The organism is Mycobacterium sp. DL99 (assembly GCF_004762045.1).
Taxonomy (GTDB): domain Bacteria; phylum Actinomycetota; class Actinomycetes; order Mycobacteriales; family Mycobacteriaceae; genus Mycobacterium.
This window is the reverse complement of sequence record NZ_SJOM01000007.1, coordinates 2,527,458-2,547,828: the sequence shown is the minus strand read 5'-3', so window position 1 is coordinate 2,547,828 and position 20,371 is coordinate 2,527,458. Positions and strand designations below refer to the sequence as shown.

The window sequence follows — 20,371 nt, the reverse complement described above, 5'->3', positions numbered from 1 at the left end:
TTTCGTTCTTTCAGCTGTTTTCGCGGCGTCACGGTGGCGATACGCCACGGGCCCTGGTTACGGCTACGGCCGTCGATCGAAGCGGCCGGATAGGCCCCGACAACGGGGTTCCGGCAGCCACTACCGAAGACCGCCCGACCAGGCGGGCCCGATATGACTCGCAGGAACAACGCCCGCGGATCGCGGGTGCCGCACCTGGTGTTCAGCGCAGATTCCAGCCACTGAACGCCCTCATGCTACACGGCAGCAACGGCCCAACAGCCATCCGTGCCAGCTAGGACACGTCCTCCACGCATACGGTGAACTGGCGTTCCGGGTATGCGTAGCCCACGCCGCTGGTGCACTGATCAACGTTCGACACCCCGCGGAGGACCTCGGTGGCCCGTTGCCGGTGCGGCGCAGACGAATCCGCGCAGTCCACCCGATACGGGTCCTTGTCGTTCTGCGGGTCGATGCTCATGCAGCCGCCGGTGATCCAGTCGATGTCCAGACAGAGTGTCTGGGTCTCCTCACTGAATGCGCTGCGCACGGAGTAGTAGGTGTCGACGTCGCCCGGGCACTGGTCGCTGTCGGTGACCGTGGAGATCACCTTGTAGTTCGACGCGTCGCTGCCGCACTCCGCCCGGCTGGCGTCGGGGCGCTCGTACGTGCCGCTCATCTTCAGGCAGTCCCCTGCCTTCATGTCCGCGGCCGCAGCTGAGGAGCAGGCGGTCAATCCGCCGAGGAAAAGTAGCGCGGCTGCCCCGAGAGGGGCAGCCGCGGAAAGTGGTGGCATCGACGCCGCGTCAGCGACGCAGCCCGAGGCGCTCGATCAGCGAGCGGTAACGCGCCACGTCAACCTGGGCGACGTACTTCAGCAGCCGGCGACGACGGCCGACGAGCAGCAGCAGGCCGCGACGCGAGTGGTGGTCGTGCTTGTGCTGCTTGAGGTGCTCGGTCAGGTCCGAGATCCGCTTGGTCAGCAGGGCGACCTGGGCCTCCGGCGAACCGGTGTCGGTCTCGTGCAGACCGTAGCTGCTCAGGATTTCTTTTTTCTGGTCGGCAGTAAGCGCCACGAAAGTAACTCCATCATTTCAGTCCCGCGAACATATTCTCGGCACAGCCACCGCGGACTGCAGCATGCACCGGATCGGCGAGAAGTCTAGCAGCACCGCGGCGAGCCGCGAATTCAGCACCGCGGCGAGCCGCGAATTCAGCCTTGGGTCTGCGCAGCCAGAATCGCGCGCGCCTTGTCGGCATCCCGCTTCATCTCTGCGACCAGTTCTTCCACCCGGTTGAACTTTTCCATGCCCCGGATCCGGGAGATGAAATCGACGGCGACATGCTGCCCGTACAGGTCGGCGTTGGTGTCGAGCACGAACGCCTCTACCGTGCGGGTACGTCCGGAGAAGGTCGGGTTGGTGCCCACCGATACCGCGGCCTGATACCGCTCGCCGGGGATCACCGTGCCCATCATCGGGCCGTGGCCCAGCACCGTGAACCAGGCGGCGTAGACGCCGTCAGCCGGAATCGCGGAGAACATCGGCGGCGCCACGTTGGCCGTCGGGAAGCCCAGCACCCGGCCACGCCCGTCGCCGCGCACCACCACGCCCTCGACCCGATGCGGTCGGCCCAGCGCCTCGGTGGCGGCCACCACGTCGCCGGCGTCGACGCAGGAACGGATGTATGTCGACGAGAACGTGACCCGCTCGTCGCGGTGCTCGGCATCGAGCGATTCGGTCACCAGCGACATGCTCTCGACCGCGAAGCCGAACCGCTCCCCCGCCTTCCGCAGCATCTCGACATTCCCGGCGGCCTTCTTGCCGAACGTGAAGTTCTCCCCGACCACCACTTCCAGCACGTGTAGGTCCTCCACCAACAGCTCGTGGATGTAGCGCTCGGGGGTGAGCTTCATGAAATCCGAGGTGAACGGCATGACGAGAAATACGTCGACGCCGAGTTCCTCAACCAGCTCAGCCCGCCGCGTCAGCGTCGTCAGCTGTGCCGGATGACTACCCGGAAAAACCACCTCCATCGGATGTGGGTCGAAGGTCATGAGAACCACCGGCACTCCACGTGACCTGCCCGCTTTTACCGCGTGGCTGATCAACTCCGCGTGTCCACGGTGAACCCCGTCGAACACCCCGATGGTGACTACACACCTGCCCCAGTCCGTGGGGATCTCGTCCTGCCCACGCCAGCGCTGCACGCGATCAGCCTACGACCCGAACGCCACGCGGTCTGCTCTAGATCCCCCGATCAGGTGATGATTGCCTAAACTTTCCTACTGTGAGTCCAGACGGTAACCATCAAGACCTCTCCACGGTTGCCCAGGACTATCTGAAAGTCATCTGGACAGCCCAGGAGTGGTCCCGCGAAAAGGTCAGCACGAAACTGCTGGCCGAGCGGATCGGCGTGTCGGCATCCACGGCCTCGGAATCCATTCGGAAACTCGCCGACCAGGGCCTGGTCCATCACGAGAAGTACGGCGCGGTGACGCTGACCGACGCGGGCCGGCGCGCGGCGCTGGCGATGGTCCGTCGGCACCGGCTGATGGAGACCTTCCTGGTGCAGGAGCTGGGCTACGGCTGGGACGAGGTGCACGACGAGGCCGAGATCCTCGAGCACGCCGTGAGCGACCGGATGCTCGACCGGATCGACGCCAAGCTGGGCCACCCCACCCGCGATCCGCACGGCGACCCGATCCCGGCCGCCGACGGCCAGGTGCCCACCCCGCCGGCCCGGCAGCTGTCGGCGTGCCAGGACGGCGACGCCGGCACGGTGGCGCGCATCTCCGACGCCGATCCGGAGATGCTGCGCTATTTCGACAGCGTCGGCATCAGCCTCGATTCCCGGGTGCGGGTGCTGGCGCGACGCGATTTCGCCGGCGTGATCTCGGTTGTCATCGAAGGTCCCGGGAGTCCGTCGGATTCTGGTGGCGGAGATGACACCAGCGTCCAGGTCGAGCTGGGCAATCCGGCCGCTGAAGCGATCTGGGTCGTCGCGAGCTGACGACACGCGGGAGAAGATCACCGCGATTTTTACCCGTGCGCGATCGCCGATCCGTCACCAAGATGACCTGTTCGTGACTGTCTCTCTGCACTGGTTCCTTCCCACCTACGGCGACAGCCGGCTGATCGTCGGCGGCGGCCACGGCACGCCCGCGGGCGCTGCCGGTGGTGACCGTGAAGCCTCGATCGACTACCTGGCCTCGATCGTCCGTTCCGCCGAACGGTTCGGTTTCACCGGCGCGCTCATCCCGACCGGGGCCTGGTGCGAGGACGCGTTCATCACCGCCGCGCTGCTGGCCCGCGAGACCACCTCGCTGGCATTCCTGGTGGCGTTCCGCCCGGGTCTGGTCAGCCCGACGCTGTCGGCTCAGATGGCGGCGACGTTCGCCCGGCATGCGCCGGGACGGATCCTGCTCAACGTCGTCGTCGGAGGCGAAGCGCATGAACAGCGGGCGTTCGGCGACCACCTGGACAAGGACGCACGGTATGCGCGCTGCGACGAGTTCCTCGACGTGGTGCGGCGGCTGTGGGCCGGCGAGACGGTGACCCACAAGGGTGAGTACGTCGACGTCGAGGAGGCCTCGCTGGCGCTGCCACCGACCCCGGTGCCGCCGCTGTACTTCGGCGGCAGCTCGCAGGCCGCCGGCCCGGTGGCCGCCCGGCACTCCGACGTCTACCTGACCTGGGGTGAGCCGCCGGCGGCCGTCAAGGAGAAGATCGAGTGGATTCGGGCGCTCGGCGAGGAACAGGGACGCAAGCTGCGGTTCGGCATCCGCCTGCACACCATCTCGCGGGATACCTCCGAGGAGGCCTGGGCCCAGGCCGACCGCCTCGTCGCCGCGCTCGATGACGAGACCGTGGCCGCAGCACAGGCCGGACTGGCGCGCAGTCAGTCCGAGGGCCAGAAGCGCATGCTGGCCCTGCACGAGGCCAACCGCGCCAACGGCACCTGGAGCGATGCCCGCAGCCTGGAGATCGCCCCGAACCTGTGGTCAGGCGTCGGATTGGTGCGAGGCGGGGCCGGCACCGCGCTGGTGGGCAGTCACACCGAGGTGGCCGACCGGATCGCCGAGTACGCCGAGATCGGTATCGACGAGTTCATCTTCTCCGGCTATCCGCACCTGGAGGAGCTGTTCTGGTTCGGCGAGGGTGTGGTGCCGATCCTGCGTGAACGCGGGCTGTTCGGCGGCGGCTCACCATCCGGCGCGCCCGCCTCGATTCCGTTCGTCGGCGCGCCGCGATGACGGATCTGGCCGGAGTCACCCGCATCTCGTCGGCTCAAGCGGCGCTGTCGGTAGCGACTCAGCTGTCGAGGTCGTTCGCCGAGGGGGCCGCTGCCCGTGACGCGCACCGGATCCTGCCGCACGAGCAGGTTCAGGCGCTGAAGGACTCGGGGCTGCTGGCGCTGACGGTGCCTACCGAGCATGGCGGGCTCGACGTACCCGTCGGCGTTCTCGCTGAGGTGCTGCGACTGATCGCGCACGGAGATCCGTCCATCGGCCAGATCCCGCACTCGCATTTCACGTTTCTGGAGGCCCTGCGGCTGCAGGGCACGCCGGCGCAGCAGGCGTACTTCTACGGGCTGGTGCTGGATGGGGCGTTGTTCGCCAATGCCCAGTCGGAACGCGGACCGCATCCCGTCGACGTGGACACCACCACGCTCAGTGCATCAGGCACCGATTACGTCCTGAGCGGCCGGAAGTACTACTCGACCGGGGCACTGTTCGCGGACTGGCTGATCGTGCGGGCATCGCTGGCCGACGGTTCGGGGCAGGTGCCGACGGCCGCGACCCCGAAGGCCGTCGCGTTCGTGCCACGTGACGCCCGTGGGGTCGAGGTCGTCGACGACTGGGCCGGCATGGGTCAGCGCACCACTGCCTCGGGCACCGTCACGCTCGAATCCGTCGAAGTGCCGGCCGCGCACGTCATCCAGTTCAGCCCGATCTTCGGGCGCCCCACGGTGTACGGGGCACGGGCGCAACTACTCCATGCCGCCCTCGACGTCGGTATCGCCACGGCCGCACTCGAAGAGGCGGTACGTCAGGCCGCCAGAGCCCGTCCGCATTTCGAGGCTTCGGTGTCCAGCGCTGTCGAAGACCCGACCTTGGTGCAGGTCGCCGGTGAGCTGACCGTGACGGTGCGGGGCGCGCAGGCGCTGCTCACCGAGGCGGCCCGTCAAGTCGATGCGGCCCGAGCCGATCTCACCGAGGACAGTGCCGCGGAGGCCTCGATCGCGGTGGCGATCGCCAAGGTGGCTGCCGCCCGGGCGGCGGTGGAAGCCGGCAGCGCACTGTTCGAGTTCGGTGGGACCCGCAGCGCCTCGGCATCGGGCAACCTGTCGCGGTACTGGCGTGACGCCCGGACCCACACTCTGCACGACGCCACCCGCTGGAAGATCCGACACATCGGCAACTACACCCTGTCAGGCACGAAACCGCCTCGCCACGGCCAGCTTTGAGCCGTTCCCCGCTACAGCGTGGCGGGGCGCAACACCACGACGTTCTTGGTGCGTGACGAGCCGTCTTCCAGCAGAGCGATGACCTGGCCGTCGGGTGCGGTGGCGGCATAGATCCCGTCGATGCCGGCCGGGGTCAGCGCCCGCCCGTGCCGGGTGTCCTCGGTTTCCTCCGCGCTCAGATCGCGACGCGGAAAGCCGACCAGGCAGGCCGCGTCGAGTGAGTAGCTCAGCCGCGCCTGCTCGGCGAGGTCATCCAGGGTGCGCGCCTCGCCCAGGCCGTAGCGGCCGACCTTGGTGCGGCGCAATGCCGTCAGGTGCCCTCCGACACCGAGTGCAGCACCCACGTCGCGGGCCAGGGCGCGGATGTAGGTGCCCGACGAGCAGTCCACATCGACGTCCACATCGACGAATTCGTCCACCCGCCGGACCGCAAGGATGTCGAACCGACCGATGCGCACGGGCCGGGCGGCCAGCTCGACGGTCTGCCCTTCGCGGGCCAGCTTGTAGGCCCGCTGTCCGCCAATCTTGATGGCGCTCACCGCCGAGGGCACCTGCTCGATGTCCCCGCGCAGCGCCGCGACAGCGGACTCGATCTGCTCATCGGTCACATGCGCAGCTGAGACCGATTGCAGCACTTCACCTTCGGCATCGTCGGTCGTGGTGGTCTGCCCCAGCCGGATCGTTGCCGAATACGACTTGTCGGTGGCGGTGAGCAGGCCGAGGATCTTGGTGGCGCGCTCGATCCCGACCACCAACACCCCGGTCGCCATGGGGTCGAGCGTTCCGGCGTGGCCGACCTTGCGCGTGCCGAACAGCCGGCGGCACCGCCCCACCACGTCATGGCTGGTCATCCCGGCAGGCTTGTCGACGATCACCAAGCCGGCTTCTGGACCGCTCACAGCACGATCGCCGTCAACGTGACACCGTCGCGCACCGACCAACGACCTTCCAGTGCGGTCAACGGCGGGCCGTGTTCGGCGGCCGGGTCGATGAGGATCTGGGACCGGAACGTTCCTCCCGTGCCGGACCCGTCCACCCCGAAGGTGATGTGGGCATCCTCGAATCCGAGCCAGCGGTGCGTCAACGGGTACCAGGCCTTGTAGGTGGCCTCCTTGGCGCAGAACAGGATTCGGTCCCAATGCAGACCGTCGGGCAGTCCGCCGAGTTCAGAGCGTTCCAACGGCAGCGAGATGGCGCCGAGAACCCCGTCGGGCAACACGTCGTGAGGCTCGGCGTCGATGCCGACCGACCTCACCCCACCGACGCGGCCCACCACGGCACCCCGAAAACCCTGACAATGCGTCAGGCTGCCGACGATGCCATCAGGCCAGCACGGCTCGCCGTTGTCCCCCTTGAGGATTGGCACCGGGCCCACGCCCAGCGCACCCAACGCCTGGCGTGCGCAGTAGCGCACGGTGGTGAACTCATTGCGCCGCTTGGCCACCGCGCGGGCCACCAGGGCCGCCTCCTCGGGCAGCGCTGTCAGGCCCGGCGGGTCGTCGTACAACTCGGCCGCAGCGAGATCGTCCGGCATATCGGGCAGCACCTGCCCCAGCAATGTGTCGCTCATGCGCGCCTGGCCTTGATCCGCTCCTGCATCTGCTGAGCGTGGGCACGCATCTCGGCGGTGATCTGGAAATGCCCGCCGAACTCGTTGAGATATCCCGGTGCGTAGTTGGGGTCCGGCAGGATCTGGCGCAGCCAGCGGAAAGGCTTGCGGCGACGCCACTCCCGCGGATAGCCGACCGATACCTCTTCGAAGCGCACGTCGTCGTACCAGGTGGTACGCGGAATGTGCAGGTGGCCGTACACCGAGCAGATCGCGTTGTAGCGGGTGTGCCAGTCCTTGGTGGCCGTCGTGCCGCACCACAGCGAGAACTCGGGATAGAACATCGCGTCGCAGGGTTCGCGGACCAGCGGGAAATGGTTGACCAGAACCGTCGGGTCGATCCAGTCCAGATCGTCGAGCCGCTTGCGGGTGGCCGCCACTCGATCACGGCACCACGCGTCACGGGTCGCGTAGGGCTCGCTGGACAGCAGGAACTCGTCGGTGCCGACGACGTTACGGTCCCGGGCGATGGCCAGCCCCTCAGCCTTGGTCGAGGCCCCCTCGGGCAGGAAGGTGTAGTCGTAGAGCAGGAACATCGGCACGATCGTGGCCGGACCACCCTGTTCGGTCCACACCGGGAACGGATGCTCGGGGGTGATCACACCCATCTGGTCGCACATGTCGACCAGGTAGTCGTAGCGCGACCGGCCGAAGATCTGCATCGGGTCCTTGTTGGTGGTCCACAGTTCGTGGTTACCGGGAACCCAGATGACTTTGGCGAACCGCTTGCGCAGCAGGTCCAGCGCCCATCGGATCTCGTCGGTGCGCTCCCCGACGTCACCGGCGACGATCAGCCAGTCGTCGGGCGAAGCCGGGTACAACGACTCGGTGACCGGCTTGTTTCCGTTGTGCCCGGTATGCAGATCGCTGATCGCCCACAGGATCGGCTGCCGGTCCCTCGTCTCGTGATCCATCACCACAGTTGCACCACCACAACGGACCAGCCTAACCGGGCGTCGGCGCTGCGCGTCGTTGACAACTAGAACAGGTTCTCGTTTATGGTCGAGTCCGTTGCGACTGACCGCTACACTCCCCGCAAGCCGGGGAACGTTTTGCCACCAAACTATGAGGGGGTGTGATGGCCGCCAAGTTGCGACTGCTGTCGGCGTCGACAGGGCTGGTTGCGGCGTTGGTATCGGCGGTGATCGTGTGGCAGTCGGGCCCGACCGAGCGTGCGGGCGCCGGTCCGCTTCAGCTCGATGTCACGGATCTCCCGATGACCAACGTGTCCACGACCATCAAGTGGCCGGTCGTCGAGACCACGGATCCGTCACCGTTCGATCCGTGCAATGACATCCCGTTCGACGTGGTCCAGCGGATCGGTCTGGCCTTCACCCCGCCGGAGCCCGAGGACAGCCTGCGCTGCCACTACGACGCCGGCGACTACCAGATGGCGGTCGAGGCGTTCGTCTGGCGCACCTACGAGAAGACCATCCCGGCCGATGCGGTCGAGCTGGATATCAATGGCCACCGAGCCGCGCAGTACTGGATCATGAAGCCGACCGACTGGAACGACCGCTGGTGGGTCACCTGCATGGTGGCATTCAAGACCAGCTACGGCGTCATTCAGCAATCACTGTTCTACTCCCCCATACACTCGCCGAGCCAGCCGGACTGCCTGCAGACCAACCTGCAGCGGGCCCACGAACTGGCGCCGTACTACAAATTCTGAGACATCCGGAGTTCCGGATAGTGCGGGGACCGATCCGTAGCCTGGTCGCGTGAGCACATTCCGCCGGTACACCGGTAAGGCCGTCAGCAGGATTCTGGGGCTGCCGCCGCACGAGACGGACTTCACCGTGCAGCACGGGCTGCGGGTGCCGATGCGCGACGGCGTGGAACTGGTTGCCGACCACTACGCGCCCGTCACCGACCGTCCCGCGGGCACGTTGCTCGTCCGCGGCCCGTACGGCCGCCGCTTCCCGTTCTCACCGGTGTTCGCGCAGGTGTATGCCGCGCGGGGTTATCACGTGGTGTTGCAAAGTGTGCGTGGCACGTTCGGCTCCGGCGGACAGTTCACCCCGATGATCCACGAAATGGCCGACGGTGCCGACACCGTGGCCTGGTTGCGGGACCAGCCGTGGTTCACCGGGTCGTTCGCCACGGTGGGGCTGTCATACCTCGGCTTCACTCAGTGGGCGCTGCTGGTCGATCCGCCGCCGGAGATGAAAGCTGCCGTCATCACCGTCGGCCCGCACGATTTCAGCTCATCGGCCTGGGGCACCGGCGCGTTCTCCCTCAACGACTTTCTGGGCTGGAGCGCGATGGTGGCCCGCCAGGAGGAACCCGGCGTGGTGCAGGCGCTGACCCGGCAGCTGCGAGGCCCGGCGGAGCTGGCCAAGGCGACCGCCGGATTGCCGATGGGTGCGGCCGGCCGACGGCTGCTGGGCACCGGAGCGCCATGGTACGAATCCTGGCTGGAGCACCCAGAACGCGAAGATCCGTTCTGGGACCGACTGCGGTTCGATGAAGCTGTGCAGCAGGTCGAGGTGCCCATCCTGTTGCTCAGTGGGTGGCAGGACCTCTTCCTGGACCAGACGCTGGAGCAGTACGAGCAGCTACACCGGCGCGGCGTCCCGGTGGCATTGACGGTCGGGCCGTGGACTCACACGCAGCTGCTGACCAAGGGGCTCACCACCGTGGTCGGCGAATCGCTGGACTGGCTGGGCGCCCACCTGGCCGGCGATGGCGAAACCGACCGCAGCACGGTACGGATTCATGTCAACGGACACGGCTGGGTGGAGCAGGCCGACTGGCCACCGGTCATGCCCGAACACGAGTTGTTCCTGCAGCCGGCGGGGCGACTGGCCGATACCCCACCGTCGGAATCCGCACCATCGTCTACATTCACCTACCACCCCGCCGACCCCACCCCCACCGTCGGCGGCCGCATGCTGGCCGCGGCCGGCGGTTACCGCGACGACACCCGGCTGGCCCGGCGCAGAGATGTGCTGACGTTCGACGGCGACCCGCTTCCCGCCGATCTGTACGTGGCGGGCAACCCGGTCGTCGAGTTGGCCCACAGCTGCGACAACCCGCATCACGACATCTTCGTCCGGATCAGCGAGGTGGACGGAAAAGGCCGGTCCCGCAACGTATCCGACGGATTCCGCCGAATGAACGGTCACACCGGACCGGTCCGCCTCGAGCTGGACGCTGTCGCACACCGATTCCGGGCAGGGTCACGGATCAGGGTGATGATCGCCGGTGGCTCGCACCCGCGGTTCGCCCGCAATCTCGGCACCGCCGAGCCACCGATCTCCGGTTCCCAGCTGGTGCGCGCCACTCATACCGTGCATCACGGCCAGGGCGGGGTGTCCCGGCTGGTGCTGCCCGCCGGACCGATGCCGCCGTCAGCCGACTGAGGTCCGCACCCGCTCGGCAACGTCGCGCAACATCGTGTCGTCGTGCACCGGTGGGCCCCGCCTCGCCTGCACCGGCAGGTCGACCCAGCTCTTGCACCCGGCGTACTCGGGCGTCCGGGCCAGCCGGATCGGCTCACGCAGCGGGCTCACCTGGACGACCAGGACGGTCAGCCGGTGTTTGGGGCGGAAATCGAGCCGGTCCGCCCGCACCGATTCGGCGGTCCAGATGTGCAGCGGTGCGAGCTCCTCGATCGCTTCGGGCTGTTTGACCTCCACTGCAGCAACAACTTTCGCTCCAGCTCGAATGATCACCGCGTCGTCGGTGCTGTCCTGCGCGGCAGCGGCGAGCAGGTCTGCGTGTTGGAGCCGCACCCGTTCGGCATGGCTGTGCGCAACCGTCGGAAACAGCAGGAACTCGGGCGCGGCCACCGAGAACCGCTTCTCGTGGATGCCGCCCTTGCGCAACAGCACGGTCTGACGGCCATCGAGCAGGGCGTGCACGGCCGCGCTCCACTCCTTGAGCGCGGGCTGTGTCACTGTGCAGCCAGTCGGGCCCGGACCTCTGGACGACGCAGCGGAGGAACGGTTTTGGGCGGCTGACGGCGCGGGGCCAGCCGCTCGAGCAGTCGCATGGTCGTGGCGGTGACCTCGGCGACGGCCTCCTCGAACGCGTCGACGTTGGCGCCGGTGGGCCGGGTGATACCGCTGACCTTGCGCACGTACTGGCGCGCCGCGGCCTCGATCTCTTCGTCAGTGGCGGCGGGCTCCAGCCCGCGCAGCTCGGTGATGTTGCGGCACATGACACCCACGATAGGCGCGCGGAGCCTGGTGGCTAGCGTGAGTGGATGACCAGCACCGCCGTTCTCCTCGTCGATACCACCGACCGGGTTCGCACCCTCACGTTGAATCGGCCCCAGTCGCGCAATGCGCTGTCGACGCAGCTCCGCACGGAGTTCTACGGTGCCCTGCGCACCGCAGAGGCTGATGACGACGTTGACGTCGTGATCCTCACCGGCGCCGATCCGGTGTTCTGCGCCGGTCTGGACCTGAAGGAACTCGGCGACACCACCGAACTGCCCGATATCTCGCCCAAATGGCCGGCCATGAGCAAGCCGGTGATCGGCGCCATCAACGGTGCAGCGGTCACCGGGGGTCTGGAGCTGGCGCTGTACTGCGACATCCTGATCGCCTCCGAGCACGCCAAGTTCGCCGACACCCACGCCCGGGTGGGGTTGCTGCCGACCTGGGGCCTGAGCGTGCGGCTGCCGCAGAAGGTCGGAGTGGGCCTGGCCCGGCGGATGAGCCTGACCGGCGATTACCTCTCGGCTGCCGAGGCCCTGCGGGCCGGGCTGGTCACCGAAGTGGTCCCCCATGACGAGCTGCTGCCCGCCGCCCGGCGGGTGGCCGCCTCGATCGTCGCCAACAATCAGGCCGCCGTCCGAGCCCTGCTCGCCTCGTATCACCGCATCGACGAGTCCCAGACGAATCAGGGACTGTGGATCGAAGCGGCCTCGGCGCGCGAGTGGATGGCGACGGCAACCGGTGACGACATCGCGGCCAGCCGCAGCGCCGTGATTGAGCGGGGACGCGCGCAGGTGCGCTGACGCCGCCTTCTTTCCCGGGCCGGCCGGCGCCCGGTGTTGCTCGACACGACCTACCTTTGGGGAGTGCACACGGAGGTGAACGTCTTGCCGTCCTGTGCGGCGACGTCAGTTTCGTTGAGCCAACCCACACCGGTGAACCAGTAGGTGTCCTCAGGATGGTTCGGCGATCCGTCCACGATTTCGGAGACCTCGGTACCCGACCCGAACACCACTGATTTCGCACCCGGGGGAAACGCGTCGACCCGCAAGGTCAGTTGCTCTGCGGTACGCCAATCCACGCCCTGCGGCCACGGCTGCGTGACCTGCAACCCGGCGGGGTACGGCCCGCCCAGGGTCAAATGCTCAACGTCCGCTCCCGCCGGACTGCTGGCTGTGAGCACCAGCTCAGGTTCCCCGAGGTTGTAGCTCAACGAGATTCGCTTGACAGCGATGCACGGCGCACCGGTCCAGATCTGCAACTTTCCGTCAGTGACACGCGCGCCCCATGACGGAGTAAGTGTCGGCGCGAACGGTGCCCTGGTCTCACAGCCCGACGACGCCGACAGCGCAAGGATTGCCACAACTACCGCGATACGGCGGCGCATCAGTGGTAGCCCCCGTCCGACAGGCCGGCGTCCTCTTCCAGAGGGTGGACGCCGCCCTTCCCCTGGATGATCCCGCCCGTGCCGTAATCGATTCCCATTCTCACCGGCCCCTTTTCAGCCCACTGCTGCGAATGCCGCTCTTCGTGATGGAGTAGCCGATCCAGGTCCAGGCCGCCTTGAACCGGCACACCACCCTCGCGGCCGTACCACATGTTTCCGGAGTCGATGATTGCGCGAAGCTGTTCAGCCGGGTTCTTCACATCGTTGATGTTCACGGCGAAGATGTCGCCGTAGGTGGAACCGCCCTGGAATGCCGCCCAATCGGTTGGCTTGCCCCCCAGCGCCATCAGCATGCCGTTCGGCGTGGTCGCCATAGCCGCGCCTGTGTAGGGAAGCCCGGCGGCCGCCGTATAGCTCCAGGAGTTGGCGTTCTGCCGATCGATGATTCTCTGGACCTCGGCGGCGGAGTACGGCACCTCCTCGAAGTCGTTCTGGACATCGTCAGAGGTGCCCGCCTTGCCGTCAGGGCCGAGTTCGGCCTTGCCGTAATCCGTTCCCGCATTGACGATGTAGGTCATCAATGCGGCCTTCTTCACCTTCTCAGGACTGGTGCCCGACGGGATGAGGAAGAACGATTTACCGTCGGCGTCCTTGACCTCCTCCATGCCGTTGAAGACGTCGAAATCCTCGGGGTCGATGTCGTGGGTCCGCGCGATGTCGACGATCGTCTCCGGTGACACATCCTGGCGAGCCGCATTCAGCAACCATTCCCGGTAACGCCCCTCCGCCGGGCCGTCGAGCACGCCCGCGTCACGCAGCGCCCGCTCGTATTGTGAGAGCTTTTGCTCCGGTGTCGCATTGGGATCCTCGGCAGGCGATTCGTCCGGCCCGGCGAAGTCAATGCTCTCGGCTGCTTCGATATCGCCGCGCTCATAGCGGTCGGCAGCCAGGAGCAGTTTGTCGGCGTACTCGGACACATCGTTGCCCAACGACTGTGCCTGCCGCGCCAGTGCGGTACCCACGTCCCGGCAGGCGCCTGCGGTCTCGAGTGCCGACAACGAACCGGACGCCCCCGACACCGCCGGACCCGCCCGACCCCGGTGAAACTCGACTGAGGCCTGGTTCAACCCGTTGGCACTGAGACGCATCGCCTCGATGCTCACCGCCAGCGGCTGATTCATGTCTGCGTCAGCCCCTGCCGATCTTGCGCAGTGCGGCGGCCGTGGCCTTGTCCGCCGCGTCGAACTTGTCGAGCGCCGTCTGAATTCTCGTCTGCAGCTTGAGTTGCCTGATCTTGACCTCGAGCGCATTGCGCGGCGACAGCGCCGCCCACCACAGCAGACGCCAGCCAGCGGTCACCGATCCGTTGTCGGCGATGTTGAAGTACTGAGCCTCACCACTGTTGACGAGGTCGGAGAGTTCCTTGCGTATGCCGGTGAGCGTCTCGCCGGACGCAGCCATCTTGTCGGACAGCTTCTGCAGCTTCGTGCGGTAGAGCTGCTGATCGCCGAACATCTCGTCGGCGTTGACTCGCGCGCCGTCGGATGCCGTACCGGTCCACTTCGACGCCAGAGCATCCATTTGAGACCGCTCGCCGGCAAGCTGAAGGTCTATTTCGGAGCCGGCCGCCTTGACCTCTCCAGCGGCGCTGACCAGTGCTTCGGGTCGAGAACCCAGGACCTGCGATACCGTCAGCGGCATCCCGACGCCCCCTGTCTGCCTAAGTCCTTCTCAGTATGGGGCCACCAGTTGGGCGGACAATGCGCCAATTCGGCCGCGAAAGCCCACGTGTCACGTACCGGTGCGGTCAGCCGACCGATGAGGATCAGTCGACGAGCCAGCCCGTCCCGGTTTGGTCGGCAGCAAGCTCCTCGACGCTCATCCCGTCGACGAGCCGGTCCAGGGCGCCGATCATCGTGGCACAGTCGCGGGCGGGGTGTTCGGCGGGGCAACGCAATGCGTGCGTCAGAAACTGTTGCGCCCCTTTGGCTTGCGCGATCACCCGATCCAGCGCGGCGATCTGCTCGCGCACCGTCTCACGCCACTGCTCACTCGGCGCGTCCAGCACCGCGGCCGCGGTGTCGAGCGGAAGACCCAATCGGTTGACGATCTTGAGCAACGCGAGCCGACGAAGCTCCTCGGGTCCGTACATCCGCTTGCCGGCCCGCCGCAGCCGCGGCGACACCAGCCCGCGTTCGTCGTAGTACCGCAACGCCGACGGGCTCATCTGCAACCGCGCGGCGGCCTCGCCGATCGGGATCACGTCCATGCCGCCATTTGACTTCAACCCACCTTGAACCGGCAAGGTCTACCCCATGAACGCCGCGCGTGCGATCAATCACCATGCCGACCACCCCGGTTTCTCGGGGGTCACCGGGGTGCTGTGCGGATTGGCCTTCCTCCTGGTGGGCCGGGCGAAGGCCAGGCTGGCCGCCGATACCGCGCACATCTCCTCGGCGGACCATGTCGTGGACGTGGGTTGCGGACCCGGTACCGCCGCCCGGGTGGCCGCCCGCCGCGGCGCTCGGGTCACCGGCGTCGACCCCGCGTCGACCCTGCTCCGCATCGGGCGCCTGGTCACGCCGAGGCGCATGCCCATCACCTGGAGTGAGGGCACCGCAGAACACCTTCCGGTGCCCGACGGCTCAGCGACGGTGGTGTGGGCACTGGCCACAGTGCACCACTGGCAGGATGTCGCCATGGCGGTGGCCGAGGCACACCGGGTGCTGATTCCCGGCGGGCGGCTGATCGCGATCGAGCGTCAATCGGCTGACGACGCCACCGGACTGGCCAGTCACGGCTGGACACGGCAGCAGGCCGAGTCGTTCGGGATGTTGTGCCGCGACGCGGGATTCAGCGACGTGTGTGTCGCGGCGCAAGGCAAGGGACGCGACGCGGTGTGGGTGGTCAGCGGTACGCATCCGGCTCTCTAGTCAGCGCCCCACAAATGAATGGCTCGCCGTCGGTACCTGCTGGCACACTCACCCACATGAGCCACGGACTCTTCGACTGCATCGGACTGCCGCTGCACGGCTCGGACACCGCCACCACCTTTGTTCACCAGCACTGGGGCGAACTGCGTGGGTACCCGATGCCGGGCGGATGGTTCAACGCTGTCTGGCGAGACCCTTCAGGCGCCGAGATCGTCGTCAATGTGCACGACAGCGGCGAGATCGAGGTCGTCCCCGGGTTCGCAGGCGGCCCGACTGCGCGGATCACCGAGGTGCACTCGGCAGAGGGTACCGACACCGTTGTGGCGGACGTGGTCGATGATGACGGCACACAGATAACCCGACTGTGCGCTGACTCCGGCCAGTGGCGGTTTCTCCCACCGGCCTCATCCGATGCGACGTTCGAGGCGCTCATCACCGGTCTGGCACTCGACGTGCATGTCTACGCCGACCGGCAAGCGTTCAATGCCTCCCCAGAGTCGGACATGGGCCCGCTCACCACGCCGCAGACACTTCCGAACGGGACCGTGATGGACCGCCTGCGGTTGGGCGCCGAGAGCTTCATTCCGGCCGGGATGTTCCAGGACCCCTGGACACCGATGGCTGTGTTCTCCGCGACGGTCGAGCATTCGTGCACCAAGACCGTCGAAGCCACCGGCGGCTCATTCCATGTGGCCCGGGTGAGCGCCCTCGGAGCACTCGGCATCTATCTGTGCTGGCCGACCGACCTTGGGCCCCTGGCCGAGCCGGGCAACACCGTGTACGCCGAGGCCTACCTGACGGCGACGCTCCCCGAGCTCCGGCGTCGACACGCTTCGGACAACAACTGATGGGGTCACGACTCGGAGTGATCGTCCTTGCCGAATCCGGGCCAGAGCTGTACTACGACCACTGGGCCGCACAAACCGTCGGGCTGGACATCGCGCTCGACGGTTTCGAGGCCACGCTGGCACGTGTTCGAAGCATGACGCCGATGGGTGTCGACACGCCCGCGCAGTGGCATGGCGCGACGTGGATCGAAGGGTCGCTGCTCATCGATCTGATCCAGCGGCACGTTGTATGGGCCGAGGAGAGCTCGTATCTGTACCTGCCGCGGATCGTCAATCATCTGATCGAGAAGACCTGGCCGGGTTGGTCGGCAGTGTGGTCCCCTGAAGGTGTCCGCGGGACCTTGTGGTTGACCGGCGTCGACCCTGCAACGATCTTCACCGAGAACAGCTACTCACAGCGGACCGTGGAAGATCTGACGTGGTTCGTACCTTGGGCTGAGGGTGGCACCTGTGACGCCTTATCCGTTCGCCTTGACTCCGAGCAAGTGATCGCCTGGCGCGGCGAAGGCTCCCTCGACTTCATCGCCCAGCTCGGACCGGACCTGATCCGCTCAGTGGCCGTAGAAGCGCTGGCGCGCAGCGGTGCTGGTGAACCCGTGCTCTGGGACTCCGAGCGCTGCAACGAGGGCCCGGCCACGGGGATTCACTTGGACTTCACCACGAAGACCGCGCGATGGTGGGCGATCTGCGACGACGACCGGCAGATCGATGCGTTCGACGGGCTATGGCCCGGCTGGTCGGTCGAGACCGTCGGCGACGCGTACGAGTTTCACGAGCATGCCACCGGAAAACCCATGCGGAGCTGGGCAGAAGAGATCGGCACCGTGCGAGACACCGTCCAACGGATGCTCAGCAATGGGCCCCGTGAAAACCCACTGCTGCGCGTCGCATCCCTCATGGCCGACCAGGGCGAGCAGATCACGATCAACGCTGCCGCCCTCAAATTCGAACCGGCCTCGGACTTCAGCGGCGCACCGCGTGCCATCGCGGCTCTCGATGAACTGGACGCAGTCCGCCCGCTGACGCCGGCGCGGTTTGTCAACAGGCACGGGCAGGTGTTCGAGCCCTCTCCGTCGGGCAGGTGGCCCGGCCCGTAGCCGGCTCAGGCGGTCCCCGGCACCAGCCAGCGACCGGAGAACGCGCGCCAGCCGACGAAGATCAGACGCAGCACCATGAACGTGCTCAGGCCAGACCAGATGCCGAACAGCCCCCAGCCGTGGATCAACGACAACCAGATCAGCGGCAGGAAGCCGACCAGCGCACTGGTCAGGGTGGCGTTCCGCATGAACTTCGCGTCGCCCGCACCCAGGAGCACGCCGTCAAGCGCGAAAACGACACCGGCCACGGGCAATTGGGCCACCATGAACCACCACGGTACCCCGATGGCGGCCAACACCGTTTCATCGTCGGTGAACACCGACGGCAGCACCGACGATCCGACGGCGAACACCACGGCCAGCACCACCCCGGCCAGGGTGGAGAACAGTGTCACCCGCCAGGCCACGCTCTTGGCATGCGCGAGCTGACCGGCACCCAGCGCCGCGCCCACGAGCGATTGCGCGGCAATCGCGAGCGAATCCAGTACCAGTGCAAGGAAACTCCACACCTGCAGGACCACCTGATGCGCCGCAACGGAGGCGGCACCGAATCGCGCTGCCACCGCCCCGGCGGACAGGAAGCAGGCTTGGAACGCCATCGATCGCATCAGCAGGTCGCGGCCCATGGTCAACTGGGCCCGTAGCACCGCGGGCTGGACCCGCAGCGCTACCTTCTCGATCACCAAGGCACGTAGAAAGAGCAGCGCCGCCACCCACTGGCCCACCAGGTTCGCCACCGCGGAACCGGGCAGCCCCAGGCGGGGCAGGCCCAGCCAGCCGTAGACCAGCAGCGGGCACAGCACCGCCGACACCGCAAACCCGAACACCACGTAGTGCAGCGGGCGGGCAGTGTCCTGCACCCCGCGCATCCAGCCGTTTCCGGCCAGCGATACCAGGATCGCCGGGGCGGCCAGGATGGCGATCCGCAGCCATGGCAACGCGGCGTCCGCGATGTCGGAATGTCCGGCGATCGCGGTGAGCAGCGGCACCGCCGCAGCTTGCACCACCGCGATGATGAGCAGCCCCAGCCCGAGCGCCAGCCAGGTGGCCTGCACGCCTTCGCCTACGGCCGACCTTCGGTCACCTGCTCCGAACAGCCGGGCCGAGCGCGACGTGGTGCCGTAGGACAAGAACGTCCCCTGGGAATTAACCAGGCCGAGGACCAGGCCGCCGATGGCCAGCCCGGCGAGGCTGAGCGCACCGAGACGGCCGACGATCGCAATGTCGAACAGCAGATAGATGGGCTCGGCCGCCAGGACGCCCAGCGCCGGAAGCGCCAGACCGGCGATGCGACGGGTGGTGGCCGGCGCGACCGGAATGTCGCCTTCCGGCTCAACCATGTGACCACACGGAGTCAGGCAACATGCCCCCTGACGGAGTCAGGCAAGTGCCCGGGCAAGCGCCTGAACAACATCGTCAGCCGGGCCTGCCGCGGAATAGCCGGCCGCATGGGGATGGCCGCCGCCCCCGAACGAACTGGCAACTGTGGCCAGATTGAGCGACTTCGCCCGCATCGAAACCGACCAGTGTTTCGGCTCGATCTCTTTGAACACGGCGGCCACCTCCGCCTGCTGGGTGGTGCGCACGATGTCGACGATGCTCTCGACTTCCTCGGGCCGGGCGCTGGACCATTCGTCATGCGGCACAACGGCATACACGAGCCCGCGGCCACCGACAGCCTCCGGCAGCAGCCGCGCCGAGGCCAGCACGCGCGACAGCATCGGCAGCCACGCAAACGGGTGGGTGTCGAGCAGTGCGCGGCTGATCGAGGCGTTGTCCACTCCGAGTTCGACCAGCCGGGCCGCCAACCGGTGCGCCCGCGCAGTGGCCCAGCGGAACGAACCGGTGTCGGTGGTCAGTCCGGCGTACAGGCAGTGCGCCACCCGTTTGTCGATGGGCTTGTCCCAGGCATCGAGGAGTTCGGCCACCAGCATCGTGGTGGAGTCCGCCGTCGGATCGACGTAGTTGGCGGTGCCGAACAGCTGATTGGACGCGTGGTGGTCGATGACCAATACCTCGCGACCGTTCTCGGCCAGTTCACGCAGTGCGCCGAGTCGGTTGACACTCGGAATATCCACTGTGACAACCAGGTCCGCGTCATTCCGGATGAGATCAGGAGCGACCATCAAATGCCCGCCCGGCAGGGTCTGCAGGGACTCGGGCAGCTGATCGGGAGCCGCGAAGGCTACCTCGACCTGCTTACCCGCGTCATCGAGTACCTGCGCGAGCGCCAGCCCGGCGCCGATGGTGTCGGCATCGGGATAGACGTGGCACACGACACTGACGCTCGCCGCATCCGACAGGAGGTCGGCTGCCGCGCGCGCGTCGACACGCAGACCGGAAAGGCCCCCGTTGGGAGCCTCCGAATGAGCAGTATCAGTCATCCGTTCGATCGCGGTCACCGGCATCCTCTGTGTCTGCCCCGTCGGCAAGCCCGTCCATGTCCTCCGCCCCGCTCACACGGTACGGGTCTTCATCACCGGCGTGCTTGGCGCCCTCTCGAACTCTCGCCAAATCCTCGTCGGCAGCCCGCGCCCGGGCCAGCAGCTCCTCCATCCGGTGCGCCGCATCGGGCACGGTGTCGCGGACGAACGCCAGGGTCGGGGTGAATCGCACCCCGGTCCCGGCGCCCACCTTGGTCCGCAACACACCCTTGGCACTCTCCAGCGCCGCCGCCACACCGGCATAATCCGGTTCCTCATCGAGACTGGTCCCGATGACGGTGTAGTACAGCGTGGCGTCGTGCAGATCACCGGTCATCTTGGCATCGGTGATCGTCACGCCGTTCAGCCGCGGATCCTTGATCTCGTACTCGATCGCCGAGGCGACGATGGTGGAGATCCGTTTGGCGAGCCGCTTGGCCCGTGCGGGATCAGCCATCGG

General features: G+C 67.1%; 24 protein-coding genes. 9 read left to right on the top strand and 15 right to left on the bottom strand.

The window, feature by feature from the left end:
* Window positions 1-274: 274 nt before the first annotated feature.
* The 3 genes from lppU to EYZ64_RS12760 form a co-directional block, all read right to left on the bottom strand.
* Window positions 275-775, bottom strand: coding sequence for an LppU family putative lipoprotein (gene lppU, locus EYZ64_RS12770; RefSeq protein ID WP_502702958.1), 501 nt, complete (start codon window positions 773-775; stop codon window positions 275-277).
* A gap of 10 nt (window positions 776-785) precedes the next feature.
* Window positions 786-1,055: a 30S ribosomal protein S15 gene (gene rpsO / locus EYZ64_RS12765; protein WP_135453762.1), complete on the bottom strand. Its 270-nt coding sequence runs from the start codon at window positions 1,053-1,055 to the stop codon at window positions 786-788.
* A 137-nt stretch (window positions 1,056-1,192) separates the two neighbouring features.
* On the bottom strand, window positions 1,193-2,188 hold the full coding sequence (locus EYZ64_RS12760) for a bifunctional riboflavin kinase/FAD synthetase (RefSeq protein ID WP_135453761.1): 996 nt from the start codon (window positions 2,186-2,188) through the stop codon (window positions 1,193-1,195).
* Window positions 2,189-2,268: 80 nt separating this feature from the next.
* Between EYZ64_RS12760 and mntR the strand changes: the two genes are divergently transcribed.
* From mntR to EYZ64_RS12745, 3 genes are all read left to right on the top strand, one after another.
* Window positions 2,269-2,991 (top strand): manganese-binding transcriptional regulator MntR, encoded by a 723-nt coding sequence (gene mntR / locus EYZ64_RS12755; RefSeq protein WP_135453760.1) that lies wholly within the window; start codon window positions 2,269-2,271, stop codon window positions 2,989-2,991.
* A 73-nt stretch (window positions 2,992-3,064) separates the two neighbouring features.
* Window positions 3,065-4,234 (top strand): LLM class flavin-dependent oxidoreductase, encoded by a 1,170-nt coding sequence (locus EYZ64_RS12750; RefSeq protein ID WP_167857813.1) that lies wholly within the window; start codon window positions 3,065-3,067, stop codon window positions 4,232-4,234.
* A complete protein-coding gene (locus EYZ64_RS12745) occupies window positions 4,231-5,448 on the top strand; it encodes an SfnB family sulfur acquisition oxidoreductase (protein ID WP_135453759.1) in 1,218 nt (405 codons plus the stop codon). The genes EYZ64_RS12750 and EYZ64_RS12745 overlap by 4 nt, the downstream gene beginning before the upstream one ends.
* A gap of 11 nt (window positions 5,449-5,459) precedes the next feature.
* Here EYZ64_RS12745 and truB read toward each other — a convergent pair whose 3' ends face one another.
* From truB to pptH, 3 genes are read right to left on the bottom strand one after another with little or no spacing between them, the layout of a single operon-like run.
* On the bottom strand, window positions 5,460-6,347 hold the full coding sequence (gene truB / locus EYZ64_RS12740) for a tRNA pseudouridine(55) synthase TruB (protein WP_135453758.1): 888 nt from the start codon (window positions 6,345-6,347) through the stop codon (window positions 5,460-5,462).
* The gene (gene pptT, locus EYZ64_RS12735; RefSeq protein ID WP_135453757.1) at window positions 6,344-7,018 is read right to left on the bottom strand and encodes a 4'-phosphopantetheinyl transferase PptT; all 675 of its coding nucleotides are present in this window, start codon (window positions 7,016-7,018) and stop codon (window positions 6,344-6,346) included. Before pptT ends, truB begins: the two co-directional genes overlap by 4 nt.
* Complete coding sequence (gene pptH, locus EYZ64_RS12730; protein ID WP_167857812.1) at window positions 7,015-7,971, bottom strand: ACP phosphodiesterase PptH; 957 nt, start codon at window positions 7,969-7,971, stop codon at window positions 7,015-7,017. Before pptH ends, pptT begins: the two co-directional genes overlap by 4 nt.
* A 164-nt stretch (window positions 7,972-8,135) precedes the next feature.
* Here pptH and EYZ64_RS12725 point away from each other — a divergent pair, with 164 nt between their 5' ends.
* A complete protein-coding gene (locus tag EYZ64_RS12725) occupies window positions 8,136-8,729 on the top strand; it encodes a DUF3558 domain-containing protein (protein WP_135453755.1) in 594 nt (197 codons plus the stop codon).
* A gap of 49 nt (window positions 8,730-8,778) precedes the next feature.
* The gene (locus EYZ64_RS12720; protein ID WP_135453754.1) at window positions 8,779-10,422 is read left to right on the top strand and encodes a CocE/NonD family hydrolase; all 1,644 of its coding nucleotides are present in this window, start codon (window positions 8,779-8,781) and stop codon (window positions 10,420-10,422) included.
* Here the strand turns inward: EYZ64_RS12720 and EYZ64_RS12715 are convergent.
* Together EYZ64_RS12715 and EYZ64_RS12710 are read right to left on the bottom strand one after the other, a co-directional pair.
* Window positions 10,411-10,959, bottom strand: coding sequence for a DUF1802 family protein (locus tag EYZ64_RS12715; RefSeq protein WP_135453753.1), 549 nt, complete (start codon window positions 10,957-10,959; stop codon window positions 10,411-10,413). The genes EYZ64_RS12720 and EYZ64_RS12715 overlap by 12 nt on opposite strands.
* Window positions 10,956-11,222, bottom strand: coding sequence for a DUF2277 domain-containing protein (locus EYZ64_RS12710; protein WP_167857811.1), 267 nt, complete (start codon window positions 11,220-11,222; stop codon window positions 10,956-10,958). Before EYZ64_RS12710 ends, EYZ64_RS12715 begins: the two co-directional genes overlap by 4 nt.
* Before the next feature lie 45 nt (window positions 11,223-11,267).
* Between EYZ64_RS12710 and EYZ64_RS12705 the strand changes: the two genes are divergently transcribed.
* Window positions 11,268-12,026, top strand: a complete 759-nt coding sequence (locus EYZ64_RS12705) for an enoyl-CoA hydratase (RefSeq protein ID WP_135453751.1) — start codon at window positions 11,268-11,270, stop codon at window positions 12,024-12,026.
* A gap of 50 nt (window positions 12,027-12,076) precedes the next feature.
* Here the strand turns inward: EYZ64_RS12705 and EYZ64_RS12700 are convergent, their stop codons facing one another.
* The 4 genes from EYZ64_RS12700 to EYZ64_RS12685 form a co-directional block, all read right to left on the bottom strand.
* On the bottom strand, window positions 12,077-12,586 hold the full coding sequence (locus EYZ64_RS12700; protein ID WP_135453750.1) for a hypothetical protein: 510 nt from the start codon (window positions 12,584-12,586) through the stop codon (window positions 12,077-12,079).
* Window positions 12,587-12,609: 23 nt separating this feature from the next.
* On the bottom strand, window positions 12,610-13,791 hold the full coding sequence (locus EYZ64_RS12695) for a type VII secretion target (protein ID WP_135453749.1): 1,182 nt from the start codon (window positions 13,789-13,791) through the stop codon (window positions 12,610-12,612).
* A gap of 7 nt (window positions 13,792-13,798) precedes the next feature.
* Window positions 13,799-14,311 carry a WXG100 family type VII secretion target gene (locus tag EYZ64_RS12690; protein WP_167857810.1) on the bottom strand — a complete coding sequence of 171 codons (513 nt, stop codon included), beginning with the start codon at window positions 14,309-14,311 and terminating at the stop codon, window positions 13,799-13,801.
* A gap of 124 nt (window positions 14,312-14,435) precedes the next feature.
* A complete protein-coding gene (locus tag EYZ64_RS12685) occupies window positions 14,436-14,879 on the bottom strand; it encodes a MerR family transcriptional regulator (protein ID WP_135453748.1) in 444 nt (147 codons plus the stop codon).
* Window positions 14,880-14,925: 46 nt separating this feature from the next.
* Between EYZ64_RS12685 and EYZ64_RS12680 the strand changes: the two genes are divergently transcribed.
* The 3 genes from EYZ64_RS12680 to EYZ64_RS12670 are packed head-to-tail and all read left to right on the top strand — an operon-like array spanning window position 14,926 to window position 17,488.
* Window positions 14,926-15,543 (top strand): class I SAM-dependent methyltransferase, encoded by a 618-nt coding sequence (locus EYZ64_RS12680; protein ID WP_135453747.1) that lies wholly within the window; start codon window positions 14,926-14,928, stop codon window positions 15,541-15,543.
* A gap of 56 nt (window positions 15,544-15,599) precedes the next feature.
* Entirely contained in the window at window positions 15,600-16,391 is a 792-nt protein-coding gene (locus EYZ64_RS12675; protein WP_135453746.1) for a hypothetical protein, read from the top strand.
* A complete protein-coding gene (locus EYZ64_RS12670; RefSeq protein WP_135453745.1) occupies window positions 16,391-17,488 on the top strand; it encodes a hypothetical protein in 1,098 nt (365 codons plus the stop codon). Before EYZ64_RS12675 ends, EYZ64_RS12670 begins: the two co-directional genes overlap by 1 nt.
* 5 nt (window positions 17,489-17,493) lie before the next feature.
* Here EYZ64_RS12670 and EYZ64_RS12665 read toward each other — a convergent pair whose 3' ends face one another.
* From EYZ64_RS12665 to rbfA, 3 genes are read right to left on the bottom strand one after another with little or no spacing between them, the layout of a single operon-like run.
* A complete protein-coding gene (locus EYZ64_RS12665; protein WP_135453744.1) occupies window positions 17,494-18,828 on the bottom strand; it encodes an MATE family efflux transporter in 1,335 nt (444 codons plus the stop codon).
* A 39-nt stretch (window positions 18,829-18,867) separates the two neighbouring features.
* Entirely contained in the window at window positions 18,868-19,872 is a 1,005-nt protein-coding gene (locus EYZ64_RS12660; RefSeq protein WP_135453743.1) for a DHH family phosphoesterase, read from the bottom strand.
* Entirely contained in the window at window positions 19,865-20,368 is a 504-nt protein-coding gene (gene rbfA, locus EYZ64_RS12655; RefSeq protein ID WP_135453742.1) for a 30S ribosome-binding factor RbfA, read from the bottom strand. The genes EYZ64_RS12660 and rbfA overlap by 8 nt, the downstream gene beginning before the upstream one ends.
* Window positions 20,369-20,371: the final 3 nt, after the last annotated feature.